This window comes from Polaromonas sp. (genome assembly GCF_012927485.1).
Classification (GTDB): Bacteria; Pseudomonadota; Gammaproteobacteria; order Burkholderiales; family Burkholderiaceae_C; genus Polaromonas.
Genome location: NZ_JABBPC010000020.1, coordinates 117,923 through 134,617, shown reverse-complemented (window position 1 = coordinate 134,617; position 16,695 = coordinate 117,923). Strand labels below are relative to the sequence as shown.

Below are 16,695 nucleotides of genomic sequence, written 5' to 3'. Positions count from 1 at the left end.
CCGGTCGATCCGGCCAAATACCTGCCCGCCAAATAAGCGCTTGATATTCGAAAAAGGGAGCCCTGCTTTGGCTGGGCTCCTTTTTTTGGGGACGGGTATTTGAGGTAGCGTATTAATAGTCTTATAGTCCCGTTATTTGGGTACTACATGCTACAAAGTTTGTAGCTAATTTTGTGTTTTTCCGGCTGCTTGCATGTTTGCTGGGCCGCCAAAGCCATCGCTTTACCGAACGCCCGGTAAATTGAGGCCTTCGCCTGAGACAATTAGGGATGACCGAAGAAACCCAGAACAAACAGTCTCCCGCGCTGGCAGGCTATCCGTTGGATTTACTGACCGTAGAGTCTCTTGACATCGAAGCGCAGGGCATTGCCCACCGGGCCGACGGCAAGGTGGTGTTCATTGAAGGTGCCTTGCCTTTTGAACAGGTGACTGCCAACGTTTTCCGAAAGAAAAACACTTTCGAAAAAGCCACGTTATTAGCGGTTTACCGGGAGTCGTCACAGCGAGTGCGCCCAGCTTGTCCCAACTTCGGGATGCACACAGGTGCCTGTGGCGGCTGCAAAATGCAGCATCTGCATGTGGGCGCGCAGGTGGCTGTCAAACAGCGGGTGCTGGAAGACAACCTCTGGCATATTGGAAAGGTCAAGGCAGACAACCTGCTTAGGCCGATTGAAGGGCCGTCTTGGGCCTACCGTTACCGCGCACGCCTGTCGGTGCGCTACGTGCGGAAAAAAGGTGTTGTATTGGTCGGTTTTCATGAGCGCAAGAGCGGCTATGTGGCGGACATGACCGAATGCCACGTGTTGCCGCGACACATCAGTGCCATGTTGCTGCCGCTGCGCGAGTTGATAGGCAGCATGGACGCCAAAGAAACCTTGCCGCAGATTGAACTGGCGTGTGGCGACGATGTAACGGCCATGGTGCTGCGACACATGGAGCCGCTCAGTACGGGCGATCTGGCTAAATTGCGGGCCTTCGCCGCGGTGAATCCGGGCTTGCAATGGTGGTTGCAGCCCGGCGGGTTGGAGACCGTCAAACTGTTGGATGAAAACGTTCTGGAGTTGAGCTACGGCTTGCCGGAGTTTGGCGTGATCATGCCCTTCAAGCCGACCGATTTCACTCAGGTCAACCCGCATATCAATCAGGTGCTGGTTTCTCGTGCGCTGCGTTTGCTCGATGTACAACGCCATGAGCGGGTCATCGACTGGTTTTGCGGCCTCGGTAATTTCACATTGCCGCTGGCTACGCGGGCCCGTGAAGTACTGGGCATTGAAGGCAGCGACGTGTTGGTGGCCCGTTCACGCCAAAACTTTGAATTCAACAAGCCGGCATCTGCCGCTCGCCCTGCGCTGGCAGAGACCAAATTTGTAGCAAGAAACCTGTTTGAGATGACTCCGGCCATGCTGGTGAAAGATGGCGTTGCCGACAAATGGCTGGTAGATCCGCCGCGTGAAGGTGCGTTCGAATTGTTTAAATCCTTGGCCGCGCTGCACCAGCAGATGGTGACCGGTGTGCCCTGCGACGATGCCGGACAACAGCAGAGCCTGTTGCTCGGAGCCTGGACGCCGCCTACCCGGATTGTGTATGTGAGTTGTAATCCGGCTACTTTGGCACGGGATGCAGGCTTGCTGGTGGAGGGCGGCGGCTACCGCTGCGCGGCGGCAGGCGTGATCAATATGTTCCCGCACACGGCGCATGTGGAATCCATGGTGGTGTTCGAGAGGCTTTAGTCGCAACAAAGAAGCATAAAAAAGGACCCGAAGGCCCTTTTTTATTGAAACCGCTTAGTCTTAGTCGCGTTCACCGCCAAAAATCCCCAGCAGGGCCAGCAAAGCCTGGAAGACATTGAAGATATCCAAGTACAGGACCAGCGTAGCGCTGATGTAATTGGTTTCACCGCCGTCCAGGATTTGCTTCAGGTCGTACAGCATGTAGGCGCTGAAAATCGCAATCACCGCCACTGAAATGGCCATCATGCCAGCTGACGAACCTACGAAAATATTGATGATGCCGCCAATCATGACTACGACGGCACCGACAAACAGCCACTTTCCCATGCCCGAGATATCTCTCTTGATCACGCTGGCCAGCGTGGCCATCACGAAGAACACGCCAGCGGTGCCGCCCATAGCCGTCATGATCAGCTCGGAGCCATTTCTAAAGCCCAGAATCATGCCGATCATGCGGGAGAGCATTAGCCCCATGAAAAAGGTAAAGCCCAGCAACACCGGCACGCCCGCGGCCGAGTTTTTGGTTTTCTCAATGGCAAACATAAAGCCAAAGGCACCGCCCAGAAACACAATCATCCCGAGCCCGCCGGTGAGCGCCTGGGTGATTCCAGTCGCTACTCCGACCCAGGCCCCAAGCACCGTCGGAAGCAGGCTCAGTGCCAACAACCAATAAGTGTTGCGCAGTACCTTGTTGCGCTGCAGGGCAGAGCTTGCCGAGCCGTAGTCAAGGGTTTGAACATTGTCAGTCATGAATATCGTCTCCAAAGAGTCCGTAAATGTGAGCACTGCTATTTTAGGGGTCAACCCTGGCTTTTCAAGACCTCCCACTGCCCACCTACTACTATTTGTAAGGGTTCTATAAGCCTTTTTGCGGGCAATCGGAGCCTGAAAGTTCTTTAAATTTGCGTATGCTTGAGATCTTTGCACACAATGTCCTCGAAAAACTTGGAAAACCATGAAATCAAAAGTAGTACTGGAACTTGTGGACGTCAAAGCCATTGCCGCCGCAGCCGAAGCGGAAGCCCTTAAAAATAACTGGGCCGTGAGCATCGCCATTGTCGATGACGGCGGCCATTTGCTGTATCTACAACGGCTGGATGGGGCGGCACCTATTTCCGCGCATATTGCGCCTTCCAAGGCCAATACCGCTGCAATGGGATGCCGCGAGAGCAAGGTCTACGAAGACGTCATCAACGGCGGCCGCACCTCGTTCCTTTCAGCGCCTTATATTCAAGGCATGCTTGAAGGTGGCATACCCATCGTGAAAGAGGGACAGTGCATTGGCGCTGTTGGTGTCAGCGGCGTGAAGTCCGCAGAAGACGCGCAGATTGCCCGTGCAGGCATTGCGGCAATTGGCCGATAAGATCAGTTCTTCGGTTCAGTAATAAAACCGATTTTGTGCAGGCCTGCCTGCTGCGCTGCCGCCATGGCTTGTGCCACGCGCTCGTAGCGAACTGATTTGTCGCCTCGGATATGCAAGTCGGGCTGGGGATTTTGGGCCGCTGCAACCTTTAACCGGGGTACCAGATCTTCTTCAGTTACCCTGGTTTCATTCAAGAAGTAGCGGCCCTCCGCATCCACACTCAGAAGAATTGTCTCCGGCTTCACTTTTTGCGTCTCGCTGGTGGCGCGCGGCAGCTCGATATTCACGGAGTTTTTCATCACCGGTACTGTGATGATAAAGATGATGAGCAGCACCAGCATGACGTCCACCATGGGCGTCATGTTGATCTCATTCATCACCTCGTCGGTGTCTTCCTGGGTTCCAAAAGCCATATTACTTTTCCGTTAGGGAGTGGCCCTGACCTTTGAGGGGGACAGGGAAATTCATGCCTCAAATATTAGGCTTTTTCATAGGGACTACGTTGGTTAAGCCTCCTGTGCCGACGCGGGCGCCAGTGACGAAATAGGCGTGCAGGTCGTGCGCAAAGCGATTCAGCTTTTGCAAAACGCCCTTGTTGCCGCGCACCAGTGCGTTGTAGCCCAGTACCGCTGGAATGGCTACAGCCAGACCCAGCGCCGTCATGATCAGCGACTCACCAATCGGGCCGGCCACCTTGTCGATCGTCGCCTGGCCGGCCGCGCCAATGGACAACAGTGCGTGATAGATGCCCCAGACAGTGCCAAACAGGCCGACAAAGGGGGCTGTGGAGCCCACCGATGCGAGGATGGCCAAGCCGGATTGCAGCTTGGCGGTGAATTCGTCGATGGCGTTGCGTAGCGCACGTGTGACCCAGTCGCTCATATCCAGCGAATTGTGCAGCTGCGCTTGTGTGTTGAGGTGGTGGAGTGTGGCCTCACGGCCTTCAAGTGCCAATTGACGAAAAGGATTGCCAGGGTCGAGCCCCAGCTTGGTGAGGCCCGACGCGAAATCCGGGCTGTACCAAAAAGCTTCAGCGGCCCCGGAAATCTTTTTGTACTTGATCAGATCCAGTGTCTTGATGATGATGACTATCCAAGAAGCGAGCGACATGCTCAATAACAGCAAGGCTACGGATTTGGTGACGATATCGCCTTGGCTCCAGGCGTTGGCAAGGCCAAATTGGGAATTCATGAATCCATACTCCACAGTCCAAAATTAATTACGCAGTTCCCAGTTGATCGGTACGTTGAAGGGCATGGTTTCCGCCACGCCGTTGCGCCTGCCGGGCACGTAACGCCAACGCATGACCGTTTCGTAAGCTGCTTTGTCGAGACGTAAAAAGCCACTGGAGGTGACCAGTTCAGCGTGCTCGGCTTTCCCATCGGGCCCGATCCAGACTTTATAAACCACTTTGCCGGTCTCCCCCAGTCGTTCGCTTTGGGGCGGGTAGGCGGGCTTCGGGTTTTGCAGGTAGTCAGCGTTGCTCGACGGCTGCTGCAATGCCGGCGGTCTGGCAAGGCTTGCAGGAGCCGGTCCTGCAATTGCGGCGGCAGGCGCCGAGGAAAGGGGCGGCGGGCCGTCGGCCAACGGTGTGTCCAGTGCCGGTGTGGGCGCGGCAACGGTGAGGGAAGGCGGTTGTAACTGGAGCGGCACTTTGACGATCGCTTTTTTCTGCGCGCTCGGGGCAGGTGGGCGGCGTGGTGACGGCGACACCGGAAGTGCGGGAGCGGGCGCCGCAACTCTGGGCACGGGTGGGTCAACAAACTGGGACAAGACTTCGGCAGTCACCAGCAGTGTTTCGGTGCGCATACGCAGTCCGCTTTGCAGCGTCCAGATAAATCCGGCATGCAGCGCCACCACCCCCAGCGCAATCATTGCATTGCGGAGCAGCGTCGGACGCGCAATGGCTACGGGCTGGACAGCAACGCTAGAAAATGCGGTGGCGTTCATTGGGGAATCGGTAAAGGCTCTCATGGTCGTCAGCACACTACAAGTTCGGTCAAGTTTAGCGGTGGAAGATCCCCGACGGAACGCCGGCCATGGAGTTGCTACTTTTTTACCCAGGTAGCTTTTTTGTTCCGAATGCCCCGCTCTGTTTCAGGATGGTCTCAGATTCAGGTGCAGCACGCGGATAATTTATGGGGTGACGTTGGAGACTGATTCAAGGGAAGCGGAGGGTTGACTCAAGGCGTTTTGTCGCGAAACATTTCACTGCGCGGGCACTTCTTCATGAATCACATTCGTTGCCAGACGCCGCCGGCAATTCAGGCGCAATGAAAACCATTTCTCCCCTCTCGGCCATCAAGGTTCGGTCTACTACGCGCTTTTGATCGCAGTCTAAAAATCCAGCGGCGACACCTTCAGTCGCGAAACGACGAGCGTGTGGGGCTGCAGCGGCAAGGTCTTCATTGATGCAGGGGTTCATCTTGTCTCCAGTGCTTCTTCCTTGAAGGGACAGAAACCCTGCATGGTGGGAGAGCTGCAGTTATTTCGCGAACTTGCGGAAGTCGGGTTTGCGTTTTTGCTGGAAGGCTTTGACGCCCTCACGCGATTCGTCCGTGTCGTAGTAAAGCTTCAGCGCATACAGACCCATGCCGGCGATGCCGCTTTGATGCGCGGTGTCCATATTGAAGGAGCGTTTGGCGATGGCAATCGCCGTGGGGCTTTTTTCCATGATCTCATCGCACCACTTTTGCACTTCAGCGTCCAGCTGGTTGTGCGGCACGACGGCGTTGACCAAGCCCATCGCCAGCGCTTGGTCGGCCGAGTAGCGTCGGCACAGGTACCACATCTCGCGCGCTTTTTTCTCGCCCACCACCCGCGCCAGGAGGGCGGTGCCATAGCCGGGATCAACCGACCCTACCTTGGGGCCCACTTGGCCAAACTGGGCTTTCTCGGAAGCAATTGTGAGATCACAGATAGTGCAAATCACGTTGCCGCCGCCGATGGCATAGCCTTGCACCCGGGCAATCACTGGTTTGGGTACATCGCGGATGGCGTTGTGCAACTCTTCCATCGGCAATCCGATAGTGCCGCGACCGTCATACTGGCCTTCGTGGGTCGATTGGTCACCGCCGGTGCAAAATGCCTTCTCGCCTGCGCCAGCCAGAACGATGACGCCAATGGCCTTGTCGTAGCCTGCATGATTGAGGGCGTGAATGAGTTCATCGCAGGTGCGGCCGCGAAAGGCGTTCATTTTTTCAGGGCGGTTGATTGTGATCCAGGCCGCGCCATTGCGCACATCGAAAAGAATATCTTCATACTGCATGGTTGGTTTCCTTAACGTGGGGTTGTTTCATCCGTGCATGGTCAGGCCGCCAGAGACGCTAAGCACCTGGCCCGTGACGTAGCCGGCGTCGTCGCTGGCAAAGAACAGAATGGCGCCGGGAAGGTCGCCGGGCAGGCCAATGCGCCCAAGCGGGATTGATCGCTCGAAAGCTTCCAGCAGCTTTTCCGGGTTGCTCGCTCCCGCCTTGTAATCAGCAAACAGGGCCGTGTCTGTTGGACCAGGGCACACCACATTGACCGTAATTCCATGGCGTGCATGTTCGCGGGCGATGGTCTTGGAAAACGCCACCAGACCGCCCTTGCACGCCGCATATACCGCTTCGCCCGAAGAACCAACGCGCGCCGCATCCGACGAGACGTTGACAATACGTCCGCGTTTGCGGGTGGCCATCAGAGGCAAGACGGCATGGTGCATGTGCAATGCGCCGGTCAGGTTGATGGCGATCAGCTGGTCCCATTCTGCGGGCTCGGTCTTGGTAAATGGTTTGAAAACGTCCCAACCGGCGTTGTTGACCAGTACCTCGATGGGCCCCAGGCTGGATTCGGTTGCCGCAACGCAAGCATTGATGTCGGAACGGCTAGTGATATCGCAACGAAATGCCTGTGCCACTCCACCGCTCGCGCGAATTTCGGCAGCAATCTTTTCGGCGCCAGCAAGATTTCTGTCAAACACGGCGACCTGTGCGCCCTCTTGTGCGAAGCGTCGGCAGGTTGCACCACCAATTCCTCCGCCTCCACCCGTGACGATCACGGTTTTCCCCTGAAATCTTTGCATGTTCTTCTCCGGGTGGTCTGTTGTCAGTATCCTTGAAGGCTGCCGTCAAATTACAAACTCACGACTCTTAAGACTCATTACATGACGAGCAACGGCCGCGCGGGAAATCACCGTGGCAGGGCGGCTAATATATTTTCGACTATAGCTATAACCGAAGAAAAATAGGACGCCGGCCGCTTCCGCAACGGGTTGGGCAGTCGCTCAGCAGAAAATCAGCGCCAATATCGCGGCATCATCGGCCAAATTCAACAGGGCGTAAGCCGCCCACCGGTAGGACAGCATGACGGCTTGTTCAAACAGATAGTCAGCGGTCATTTAGAGGTGTCTGGATTGCATGGAGCTCGATTGTCGCTGCAAACCTTCGGTTGCCCCGAAGAAGTGCCGGCCGATTGAACTGAATGATGCCGCAATGCGGGGTGAGATTGGCATGGAGGGCCCCTATCAGTGTGAGAAGCACACCTGGGTTCCGACATAATCGTTCGCAACAAGACATTTCGCGAGGCAGCATGTTCGGCGATGGGCGGCGCAAGTTTTGCCGCACCGGGCGTATCTTGGTATGTTTACCTCCTGCTTTCTCGTCGTAAAAAGGAAATATGACCCCGAATCTTTCTGCTGCGGATCTCTGGTCAGATGTTGTGGCCGTCCGTGAACGTTCGCCGCTGGTGCACTGCATCACCAACCTGGTGGTTATCAACTTGAACGCCAACGTATTGCTGGCTGCCGGTGCTTCGCCGGTGATGGCCCATGCCCATGAGGAGGTTCGGGAGATGGTGGAAATCGCCCAGGCCTTGGTGCTTAACATCGGCACGCTCGATCCTTATTGGGTCGAGAGCATGAAGCTGGCTTTGGCGGCCGCCGCTCAGCGCGGTATTCCTTCGGTACTTGATCCCGTGGGTGCCGGTGCGACGCCTTATCGGAATCAGGCGCTGGAGGCACTGTTGGCGATCGCCTCGCCCACTGTGATTCGTGGCAACGGTTCTGAAATTATGAGTGTCGCGGGCGCCGCCGTTAAAACGCGCGGTGTCGACAGTAGTGCGCCAGCCACGGACGCGCTGGGCGCCGCGCAAAGACTGGTGGGCCGCACCGCAGGCACGGTCTGCGTGAGCGGCGAGATTGATCATGTCTTTGACAACCATAAGCGCTGGGCCCGTCTGTCCAACGGTCATTCATGGATGACGCGAATTACCGGCGTCGGCTGCTCGGCCACGGCACTCATCGGTGCGTTCTGCGCCGTGCAGCCTGATGCTTGGCGCGCCACCACGGCTGCCATGGCCCTCCTGGGTGTGGCGGGTGAGGTGGCTGCGGAGAAGGTGCAAGGCCGCGGTTTGGGTGTCGGCAGCCTGGCGGTGAGCCTGATTGACGAGCTGCAGTTGCTGGAGCAACCCACGTTTGAGAAGCGACTTAAGCTGCAGTCGCAAACGTGGTGACAACGTGGCAAGGCTGAACCCTGACGCCTTGCGTTTGTATCTGGTCACAGACCAGTCGCTGATGCGTGGTCGATCGCTGGTCGACCTAGTCGATGCCGCAGTACAGGGTGGAGTCAGCTGCGTGCAGTTGCGCGAAAAGCACCTGGGCACCCGAGAGTTTGTAGAGCAAGCCCTGATGCTGAAAAAACTGCTGGCGCCGCACCGTGTGCCACTTGTAATCAACGACCGTATTGACGTGGCCCTGGCCTGCGGTGCGGAAGGCGTGCATCTGGGTCAGCGCGACTTGCCGGTCGATCAGGCGCGCAGGCTGCTGCCGCCTGAGGTCTTTATCGGCTGGTCTGTCGAAACCATGGACGATGTGGCGCAAAGCGCCGGGTTGCCGCTGGATTACCTCGGCGTGAGCCCTGTCTTTGCCACGCCGACCAAGACCGATACCAAAAACTTCTGGGGCCTTCAAGGGCTTATCGCGGTGCGGGCCGCCACCCGTTTGCCCTTGGTTGCCATCGGCGGCATTCACGCGGGAAACGCCAGTGATGTGCTGCGTGCCGGGGCCGACGGCCTTGCCGTGGTGAGCGCCTTGTGTGCTGCGGATGACCCGGGCACGGCCGCCGCCGAACTCAGATCATTGTGTGATGCCGAGTTAAAAACGCGGGGACTTAGGTGATGACGGACAAAGCCTTTGAGTTTGAATATTCGCGCGTGCTTTCCATCGCCGGATCCGACAGTGGCGGCGGCGCGGGCATTCAAGCAGATCTGAAAACCTTCGCGGCGCTCGGCTGCTATGGCATGACGGCCATCACCGCCTTGACCGCGCAAAACACCCAGGGCGTTCGGGCGATTCACGGCGTTCCCCCTGCGATGCTGCGCGACCAGATTGATGCAGTGGTCGAAGACATTGGTGTGGATGCTGTGAAGATCGGTATGCTGCATTCCTCCGATATTGTGCGGACTGTGACGCAAGCAATTGATCGCCATAGACTTAAAAAAGTAGTACTGGACCCGGTGATGGTGGCCACGAGCGGCGCCGTGCTGATTGACAACCCGGCTATTGCGGTGTTGGTCAGCGAGCTGTTTCAGCGCGCCGACGTGGTCACCCCGAATCTGGACGAGGCGTCATTGCTGGTTGGCAGGCCGTTGGTTAGCGAGGGAGCAATGGAAGCTGCGGCGCTTGAGCTGCTGGCAATGGGCGCACGGGCGGTGTTGCTGAAAGGGGGGCATTTGTCGGGCGAAGTGGTGAGCGATTTATTGGTGATGCAAAACGGTGAAATGCACTGGCTGCGCGCGCCGCGCATACACAGCGCCAATACCCATGGCACCGGCTGCACCCTGTCGTCAGCGATTGCCGCGCACCTCGCGCGTGGGTCTTCTTTATTGGAGGCCGTGCGGGCAGCGCACACCTTTGTGCGCGTTGCGCTGGAGGCTGGGGCCAATGTGCGCACTGGCGCTGGAAGCGGGCCGCTAAACCACGGCCATGCGCCCCAGCGCATGTGGCTTAAGCCGCTGCGCTGACGTCTGAACGGTTAGACAGGCCGCGGCTGACACGCGCCAACACAAAGGTCAGTGCCAAGGTCGGTAACGTTGCTCCCCAGCTGGGGGCTAGTTGGGCACAGAGGTGGTAGCAGGTAACGCCCAGCAGCCAGATCACGACCGCGCTGTAGTTCACCCTGCGTTCTGTTACCAGCGATACCACATCGGAGTGGCCAGCCAGACGCGCCAGAATGACGCCGTATAACGGTACAAAAATCGAACTGAGTATCAGTAAAAACGGTTCAAGACTGTGCATGGGTAGCACCAGCGCCAGCGCAGTGGACAGCACGGCCAGCACCATGCCCCAGCGCCGTACAGTCCAGACCGGCTTCAGGCTGTGGCCCGCGACCGAACCCGAGTACAGATCGCCGTAGGCGTTATCCACTTCGTCAATCAAAATCAGCCCGAGCGCGATTAAGCCACCTTGCGCCAACAACAGCGCGGCGACCATGTCGGTACTGGGCGTCGTTAGGGCGACCAGCACACCCAGGGCGTAGCACCAGATGTTGGCGACGGTGTAACCCAACCAGGTGCCTCGAAAAGCGCTGTTGCCATCACGACCATGGCGCGCAAAGTCAGCCACCAGAGGCAGCCACGACGCCGGCATGGCGATGACGAGATCGAGCGCCGAAAGGGTGCTCATACTGCCGTCGCCGGCACGATTCCACACGGCTGTCAAGCCTTGGGCGCTGGCCTTGGAAAGAAACTGCCAGCTGAGCCACAGCAGTGAAGCAATAACCAGCGGCAAGCCATAACGGCCAATAAACTTTCGCACCAGTTTCACCATTGAACCCGACAGCAATGCCAGCAGCAGGGCACCCCAGAGCAAAGTGGTTAGCAGCGGCCACCAGGCGTCGGTGAAACTGCCGGACTGGCGGGCGATGGCTACCGTGCCATCGCGCATGACGACCAGCTCAAAAGTGGTCCAGCCAATGAGTTGCACAATGTTCAGCAGCACGGGCAGGCGCGCAAAGCTGCTGCCATAAGTGGCATGCATCAGACCCGCGCTCGACAAGCCCGTGTCACAGCCCATCTTGGCGGTCCAGGCCAGCAAGCCCGCACCGAATACGGAGCCGAAGACGATGACCGTTAATGCCTCTTTAGCGCCAAGTGCGGGCACCAGATAAGACCCGATCTGAATAACGAGAAGGCCCACGCCCAGACTGAGCCAAAGTGCAGCATGGTCGCTCCAGCCGAACAGGCGGTCGCCCGCGGGTAGCGGTGTGAGTGCAGTATTGTCAGCAGTGGTGGATAGTGGCGTAGCGGCCATCTGGAGTTCCATTCGTAAACGGCGGACCGGCTTGTACGTGGCCCTGGGGGGCGTTTGTGACATGCTTTCCTGCGCGAGGATGACGTCAATCGGGTTCAAAGGGACTTTCTCAGTTGCTGCTCGTTCCATGACAATTCGCAGCAACACCTTTGGCTAGCGCATTCCTATGAATACAGAGCAAATTGTAAAACGAATTGACGGGCAGATCGGTTTGGCAGTTCCTTTGAGCCAGGTAAACAACCTGCAAAAAAGCCCACCTCAGAGTGGGCTTTTAGTGCGGTCGTAAACGCCGGATTTAGTCAAACACCGGGGTCTCGACACCCAGCACCTTGTGCAGTTTAGTGCTCGTCGTGGTGTATTGCAGATGGATCTTTTTGTCCGGGAAGATGAAAGGCGCAGCGCCAAACGCCGCCAACGCGCATTCATGGAAGCCGCTCAGAATCAGTTTTTTCTTGCCAGGGTAGATGTTGATGTCGCCTACCGCGAAGATGCCGGGAACATTGGTTGAAAACGTTTCGGTGTCCACCTTGAGCTGCTTGCGCTCGATGTCCAGACCCCAATTGGCAATGGGTCCGAGCTTGGGACTTAAGCCAAAGAATACGAGTAGCACGTCCAGCGGCACGACGCGGGTTATTCCATCGGCACCCGTCACTTTGGCTGAGGTGAGTTTGCCCTCTTTTTCCTCGTATCCGGTGACTTGGCCTACGATGAACTGCATTTCGTAGGCATCACACAAGTCCTTCATTTTGGCCACGTTGGCAGGCGCGGCCTTAAAGCCGTCGCGGCGATGAATCAAAATTACACTTTCGGCTTTATGCGGCCCTTCTGCCACAAAATTGAGCGCCCAGTCCAGCGCTGAATCCCCACCGCCGACGATCACTAAATTTTTACCGGCAAAGTCAGCCGGATTTTTGACACGGTAAAACAGCTGGGCGTCATCAAACTTTTCCAGGCCATCAATCCGCAACAGCTTGGGTTGGAAGGCCCCCACACCGGCCGCAATAAAAATCGTCTTGGTCAGAAACTTGGTGCCTTTTGACGTTTCAACAAAGAAGCGACCGTCGTCCTGTTTTTCAACCACACTCACTTCCTGGCCAAAGTGGAAAGTCGCGCTAAACGGTTCGATTTGTTTGAGCAGGTTGTCTGTTAGCTCCCTACCGGTGCAGACGGGTACCGCAGGAATGTCATAAATCGGCTTGTCGGGATAGAGTTCAATGCATTGGCCGCCCGGATAAGCGAGTGAATCGATCACGTGGGCCTTAATCTCAAGCAGACCCAACTCAAACACCTGAAAAAGACCGACAGGGCCAGCGCCCACGATGACGGCATCGGTTTCGATGGGGCCATCGTGCTGGGCGGCGGTGTTAATCACTTCTTGGTTCAGTTGAGGTTCCATGTTTTCTTGACTTGTTTTGTAAACGGATCGGGGTCGGCTTCAATTGCCCGGTGGCATGTCAGTTTTAGCGCTTTAGCTCAGGAAGTTTCCCTGTCTTGTCTTTCCATTCCTCGGCATCCGGCAACGCGTCTTTGCGCTTGGTGATGCTTGTCCACCCCGCAGCCCGGCTCAATTCGGCGTTGAGTTTGATGAACTGCAATTGATCAGCCGGCAAATCTTCTTCAGCGTAAATGGCGTTAACAGGACATTCCGGAATACACACGGCGCAATCAATGCACTCGTCCGGGTCGATAACCAGCATGTTCGGACCTTCGCGAAAACAGTCCACAGGGCAGACATCCACACAGTCGGTGTATTTGCAGCGGATGCACGAGTCAGAGACGATGTGTGTCATGGTGTGAGGGTCGGTCGGTGTAAACCTTTAATTTTAAGAGGTTTCCGGCCGTAGGGTTAAAAGAGAAAACTGCGTTTCACTTGATTCTTGTCAAAGAACCAGCGCTGCGCCAGAGGTTTTGTGCGACGCCGTATCCACCAGCACCAGCGAGCCCAGCACGCGCGAGCGTACATAAGGCAAGGTCGGCAGCGGTTCCTGCACGGTTAGTTCAATGTGCCCAATCGCGTTGGGCGGCAACTCACTGGCGTCTTCTTCGGCCAGCGTATTGACATCGAGTTTGTGCACGATGCGCTTGACTTTAGCCTTGACCCAACGGTGCCCATGCAACGCCCAGTAGACGCGGCCTGCTATCAGCGGCTCATCATCCATCCAGGCGATGGTGACCGAAAGCTCGCGGATCGGTTCAAAAGTTTTAGCGGCGAGCAGCCAGTCACCGCGCGACACGTCCACTTCGCGGTCGAGCACAATGCCCGCGCTGTGACCGGCGGAAATGGATTTGGGCTGGCGGGTATGGTCCAGCACCTGTGCCACCACGGCGGTTTGCCCGCTTGGCAGGATGGTTACCGTCTGGCCCGGTTGCACGCCCCCGGTGGCGACGCGGCCCCAAAATACGCGACGGCCCTGCGAGGTATCGGACGAGGATGAGAATTTTTCCACCCATTGCACCGGGAGGGAAAAGGCTTCAAGCGTCTCCGCTGGTGTGGCCGGCAACTTTTCCAGCAGCTGCAGCAGCGACAAGCCGTTGTAGCCGCACCAGCCTGGCTTGGCGTCGACGACGTTGTAGCCGATTAACGCGGAGATTGGCACGATGGCCTTGACCGGAATTTTGGCGGCCTTGGCAAAGGCAGTCAGCGCCGCACTGATATTTTCAAAGGCGACGGTTGGGTCTGCGACCGCATCAAGCTTGTTCACCGTGAACACGATTGACGGCACGCGCAGCAGATTGACCAGCAGCGAATGGCGGCGAGTTTGCGACAGCAACTCAAGCGACGGGTTGTTCCAGTCGAGCTTGGTTGCGTCAACCAGCACCACGGCGGCGTCGGCGCTGGAGGCTGCTGTGACCATGTTACGGGTGTACTGCTCATGGCCTGGGGCGTCGCCAATGATGAACTTTCGGCGCTCGGTGGCAAAATAGCGGTAGGCCACATCGATGGTGATGCCCTGCTCGCGCTCAGCCGACAGGCCGTCGGTCAGCAAGGCCAGATCGGTTTCGCCGCCGCGCTGCACGCCCGCCAGGTGGTCCTGCAGCACTGCTCGGCTGTCCACCAGTAGTCGACCGATCAGCGTGCTCTTGCCGTCATCCACCGAACCACAGGTAATGAATTTCAAGGCGGAACGCAAATCATTTTGGCCCGTGACAGATCCATTGGCAGCGTTAGCTGCTATTAAATCAGTAGTGCTCATCAGAAGTACCCGTCTTTCTTGCGCTTTTCCATCGAAGCGTCGGAAGTTTTGTCATCCATGCGCGTTGCACCGCGTTCACTCACGTCGGCAGCCAGTGTCTCGATCACGATCTCGGCGGCCGTGGTGGCCGGGCTATCGACTGGGCAAGTGCAGGTAATATCGCCCACGGTACGAAAACGCACGGTTTTTTCAACCACCTGCTCGCCATTGAGAGCGGGGGTCAGTTCCGTCACAGGCACCAGCAATCCTTTGCGTTCAACCACCTTTCGCTGGTGGGCGTAATACAGCGACGGCAACTCGATTTGCTCACGCTCGATGTACTGCCACACGTCCAGTTCGGTCCAGTTGGAAATCGGAAACACGCGAAAGTGCTCATCGGGCTGCAGGCGGGTGTTAAACAAGGTCCACAATTCCGGGCGTTGCGCTTTGGGCTGCCATTGGCCGAAGCTGTCGCGGTGCGAAAAAATACGTTCTTTGGCTCTGGCTTTTTCTTCGTCACGCCGCGCGCCGCCGATCAGGGCGTCGAAGCGGAATTCGTCAATGGCTTCGAGCAGCGTCACGGACTGGTGCACGTTGCGTGATTCGCCAGGGTGAGCCAGACGGACCGTGCCGCGTTTCATGGAGTCTTCCACATGGCGAACGATCAACTCCGCGCCCAACTCCTTCGCGCGAGAATCGCGAAAATCGGTCACTTCGTGAAAGTTATGGCCGGTGTCGATCATCAGAAGCGGATAGGGAATGCGGCCCACGCCAAAAGCCTTTTCGGCGCATTTCAGCATCACCAGCGAGTCCTTGCCGCCTGAAAAAAGTAGCGCTGGGCGCTCGAATGCGGCGGCCACTTCGCGCAGGATGAAGATGGTTTCCTCCTCGAGCGAATCGAGGTGGGCATTGCTCAGCTTTGAGAGTAATTGGGGTTCGGTTCGGGCGTTCATGCGGGGATTTCTCGGATGGGAATAATGCTGGAAAGCGGTTCAAAGGCGGCGGGTTCCTGGGCCTCGTGGGTTCCGTCAGCGGCCACGTGCAGGCCGCACTCCTTGGCGCTTTCCTGTTCCCACCACCAACGACCCGAGCGGAAATCCTCCCCCAACGTCACTGCGCGCGTGCAGGGAGCGCAGCCCACACTCGGGAAAAATTGATCGTGGAGGGGGTTGTAGGGGATATCGTTCACGGCGATAAAGTGCCACACGTCGCCCCAGCTCCAGTCCGCTAGCGGGTTAATTTTGACGCGCTGCGCTTGTGGCTCAATGTCATGCACTTCGGCGCGGGCACTCGACTGCTCGCGGCGCAGGCCGGTAAACCAGCCGTTTTTACCGGCGAGGGCGCGTTCCAGAGGCTCCATTTTTCGAATGTGGCAGCACTCCTTTCGCAATTCCAGGCTTTTGTACATCGCCTCCGAACCATTGGCTTGAACAAAGGCCGAGGCAACTGTTTCGAGGGGATGGTAAACATCCACCTTGCGCGCGTAGCGTTCCTCGATGCGGCCAATCAGGGCCAGCGTTTCAGCATGCAACATGCCGGTATCGAGCACAAAGATACTGGAATCGATGCCCGCTTCCTGCAGCAGATGCGTGACCACCATGTCTTCCGCGCCCAGGCTGGACGCCTGCGTCAGCGGTGAATAGTGCTTTGCGGCGGATTGGAGCAAGGCTTTGCTGGTGGTTAACTTTTGTGCAAAGTTGCTTGATGGTTTTGCGTAGAGTGAAATGGCGCTCATGGCGGGTCCCTTGTTAAATCGCGAAATGCGGACTGACCTGGACTGCATCGCCCTGGTAGCGGCCTACCCCGTAACCCGGATAGTTGGCAAGCACCCGTTGGGCAACCGCCAGATCCTGATCGGCTCGCAACACGGCTGTGGTGAACCCGCTGCGCTCCATTTGTGCGAGCTGGTCCGCCAGTACGTCGCCGGTGGCGCGGATCTCGCCTTTAAAGCCGAGGCGACGACTCAGCAAAAATGCCTGGCTGAAAGCTCTTCCGTCCGTGAACTTCGGAAAATTCAGGTCGATGCGCTGAACGCCCACCAGGGATCGCTCGCGAGGGTCGACGTCGTTCGCCAGTTCAATCGCGAATTGGCTTGTTGAGCCCTCTGACGGGGTAGAAGCAGCTATTAATTTCATAGTGGTT

At 57.4% G+C, this 16,695-nt stretch carries 18 protein-coding genes; 5 read left to right on the top strand and 13 right to left on the bottom strand.

From position 1 onward, the window contains the following. The first annotated feature begins 269 nt into the window (after positions 1 to 269). Positions 270 to 1,730: a 23S rRNA (uracil(1939)-C(5))-methyltransferase RlmD gene (rlmD, locus tag HHJ16_RS08730; protein WP_293642211.1), complete on the top strand. Its 1,461-nt coding sequence runs from the start codon at positions 270 to 272 to the stop codon at positions 1,728 to 1,730. Positions 1,731 to 1,790: 60 nt separating this feature from the next. Here the strand turns inward: rlmD and HHJ16_RS08725 are convergent, their stop codons facing one another. Beyond that, entirely contained in the window at positions 1,791 to 2,480 is a 690-nt protein-coding gene (locus tag HHJ16_RS08725) for a Bax inhibitor-1/YccA family protein (RefSeq protein WP_293642210.1), read from the bottom strand. 205 nt (positions 2,481 to 2,685) lie between these two features. Between HHJ16_RS08725 and HHJ16_RS08720 the strand changes: the two genes are divergently transcribed. After that, positions 2,686 to 3,093 (top strand): heme-binding protein, encoded by a 408-nt coding sequence (locus HHJ16_RS08720; protein ID WP_293642209.1) that lies wholly within the window; start codon positions 2,686 to 2,688, stop codon positions 3,091 to 3,093. A 2-nt stretch (positions 3,094 to 3,095) separates the two neighbouring features. Here HHJ16_RS08720 and HHJ16_RS08715 read toward each other — a convergent pair whose 3' ends face one another. From HHJ16_RS08715 to badH, 5 genes are all read right to left on the bottom strand, one after another. Then, positions 3,096 to 3,506, bottom strand: coding sequence for a biopolymer transporter ExbD (locus HHJ16_RS08715; RefSeq protein WP_293642208.1), 411 nt, complete (start codon positions 3,504 to 3,506; stop codon positions 3,096 to 3,098). A gap of 58 nt (positions 3,507 to 3,564) precedes the next feature. Next, positions 3,565 to 4,284, bottom strand: coding sequence for a MotA/TolQ/ExbB proton channel family protein (locus HHJ16_RS08710; protein WP_293642207.1), 720 nt, complete (start codon positions 4,282 to 4,284; stop codon positions 3,565 to 3,567). A 24-nt stretch (positions 4,285 to 4,308) separates the two neighbouring features. Further along, positions 4,309 to 5,043, bottom strand: a complete 735-nt coding sequence (locus HHJ16_RS08705) for an energy transducer TonB (RefSeq protein ID WP_293642206.1) — start codon at positions 5,041 to 5,043, stop codon at positions 4,309 to 4,311. Positions 5,044 to 5,578: 535 nt separating this feature from the next. After that, on the bottom strand, positions 5,579 to 6,361 hold the full coding sequence (gene badI, locus HHJ16_RS08700) for a 2-ketocyclohexanecarboxyl-CoA hydrolase (protein ID WP_293642205.1): 783 nt from the start codon (positions 6,359 to 6,361) through the stop codon (positions 5,579 to 5,581). Between the two features lie 27 nt (positions 6,362 to 6,388). Beyond that, on the bottom strand, positions 6,389 to 7,156 hold the full coding sequence (gene badH / locus HHJ16_RS08695) for a 2-hydroxycyclohexanecarboxyl-CoA dehydrogenase (RefSeq protein WP_293642204.1): 768 nt from the start codon (positions 7,154 to 7,156) through the stop codon (positions 6,389 to 6,391). 593 nt (positions 7,157 to 7,749) lie between these two features. Here badH and thiM point away from each other — a divergent pair. Genes thiM through thiD form a run of 3 tightly spaced genes read left to right on the top strand, consistent with a single transcriptional unit; the run spans position 7,750 to position 10,092 of the window. Beyond that, entirely contained in the window at positions 7,750 to 8,583 is an 834-nt protein-coding gene (gene thiM, locus HHJ16_RS08690; RefSeq protein WP_293642203.1) for a hydroxyethylthiazole kinase, read from the top strand. A gap of 4 nt (positions 8,584 to 8,587) precedes the next feature. After that, positions 8,588 to 9,247, top strand: a complete 660-nt coding sequence (gene thiE / locus HHJ16_RS08685; RefSeq protein ID WP_293642202.1) for a thiamine phosphate synthase — start codon at positions 8,588 to 8,590, stop codon at positions 9,245 to 9,247. Next, positions 9,247 to 10,092 (top strand): bifunctional hydroxymethylpyrimidine kinase/phosphomethylpyrimidine kinase, encoded by an 846-nt coding sequence (gene thiD / locus HHJ16_RS08680; protein ID WP_293642201.1) that lies wholly within the window; start codon positions 9,247 to 9,249, stop codon positions 10,090 to 10,092. The genes thiE and thiD overlap by 1 nt, the downstream gene beginning before the upstream one ends. Here the strand turns inward: thiD and HHJ16_RS08675 are convergent. The 7 genes from HHJ16_RS08675 to HHJ16_RS08645 form a co-directional block, all read right to left on the bottom strand. Further along, entirely contained in the window at positions 10,076 to 11,380 is a 1,305-nt protein-coding gene (locus HHJ16_RS08675; protein ID WP_293642200.1) for a cytosine permease, read from the bottom strand. The two genes, thiD and HHJ16_RS08675, sit on opposite strands and share 17 nt — an antisense overlap. Positions 11,381 to 11,675: 295 nt before the next feature. Continuing rightward, positions 11,676 to 12,776, bottom strand: a complete 1,101-nt coding sequence (locus HHJ16_RS08670; protein WP_293642199.1) for an NAD(P)/FAD-dependent oxidoreductase — start codon at positions 12,774 to 12,776, stop codon at positions 11,676 to 11,678. 64 nt (positions 12,777 to 12,840) lie between these two features. After that, complete coding sequence (gene fdxA, locus HHJ16_RS08665) at positions 12,841 to 13,170, bottom strand: ferredoxin FdxA (protein ID WP_293642198.1); 330 nt, start codon at positions 13,168 to 13,170, stop codon at positions 12,841 to 12,843. Between the two features lie 90 nt (positions 13,171 to 13,260). Continuing rightward, positions 13,261 to 14,574: a GTP-binding protein gene (locus tag HHJ16_RS08660; protein WP_293642197.1), complete on the bottom strand. Its 1,314-nt coding sequence runs from the start codon at positions 14,572 to 14,574 to the stop codon at positions 13,261 to 13,263. Then, positions 14,574 to 15,506: a sulfate adenylyltransferase subunit CysD gene (cysD, locus tag HHJ16_RS08655; protein ID WP_293642196.1), complete on the bottom strand. Its 933-nt coding sequence runs from the start codon at positions 15,504 to 15,506 to the stop codon at positions 14,574 to 14,576. Before cysD ends, HHJ16_RS08660 begins: the two co-directional genes overlap by 1 nt. Beyond that, positions 15,503 to 16,288, bottom strand: a complete 786-nt coding sequence (locus HHJ16_RS08650) for a phosphoadenylyl-sulfate reductase (RefSeq protein WP_293642195.1) — start codon at positions 16,286 to 16,288, stop codon at positions 15,503 to 15,505. The genes cysD and HHJ16_RS08650 overlap by 4 nt, the downstream gene beginning before the upstream one ends. A 13-nt stretch (positions 16,289 to 16,301) precedes the next feature. Beyond that, positions 16,302 to 16,688 (bottom strand): DUF934 domain-containing protein, encoded by a 387-nt coding sequence (locus HHJ16_RS08645; RefSeq protein ID WP_293642194.1) that lies wholly within the window; start codon positions 16,686 to 16,688, stop codon positions 16,302 to 16,304. Between the last annotated feature and the right edge of the window lie 7 nt (positions 16,689 to 16,695).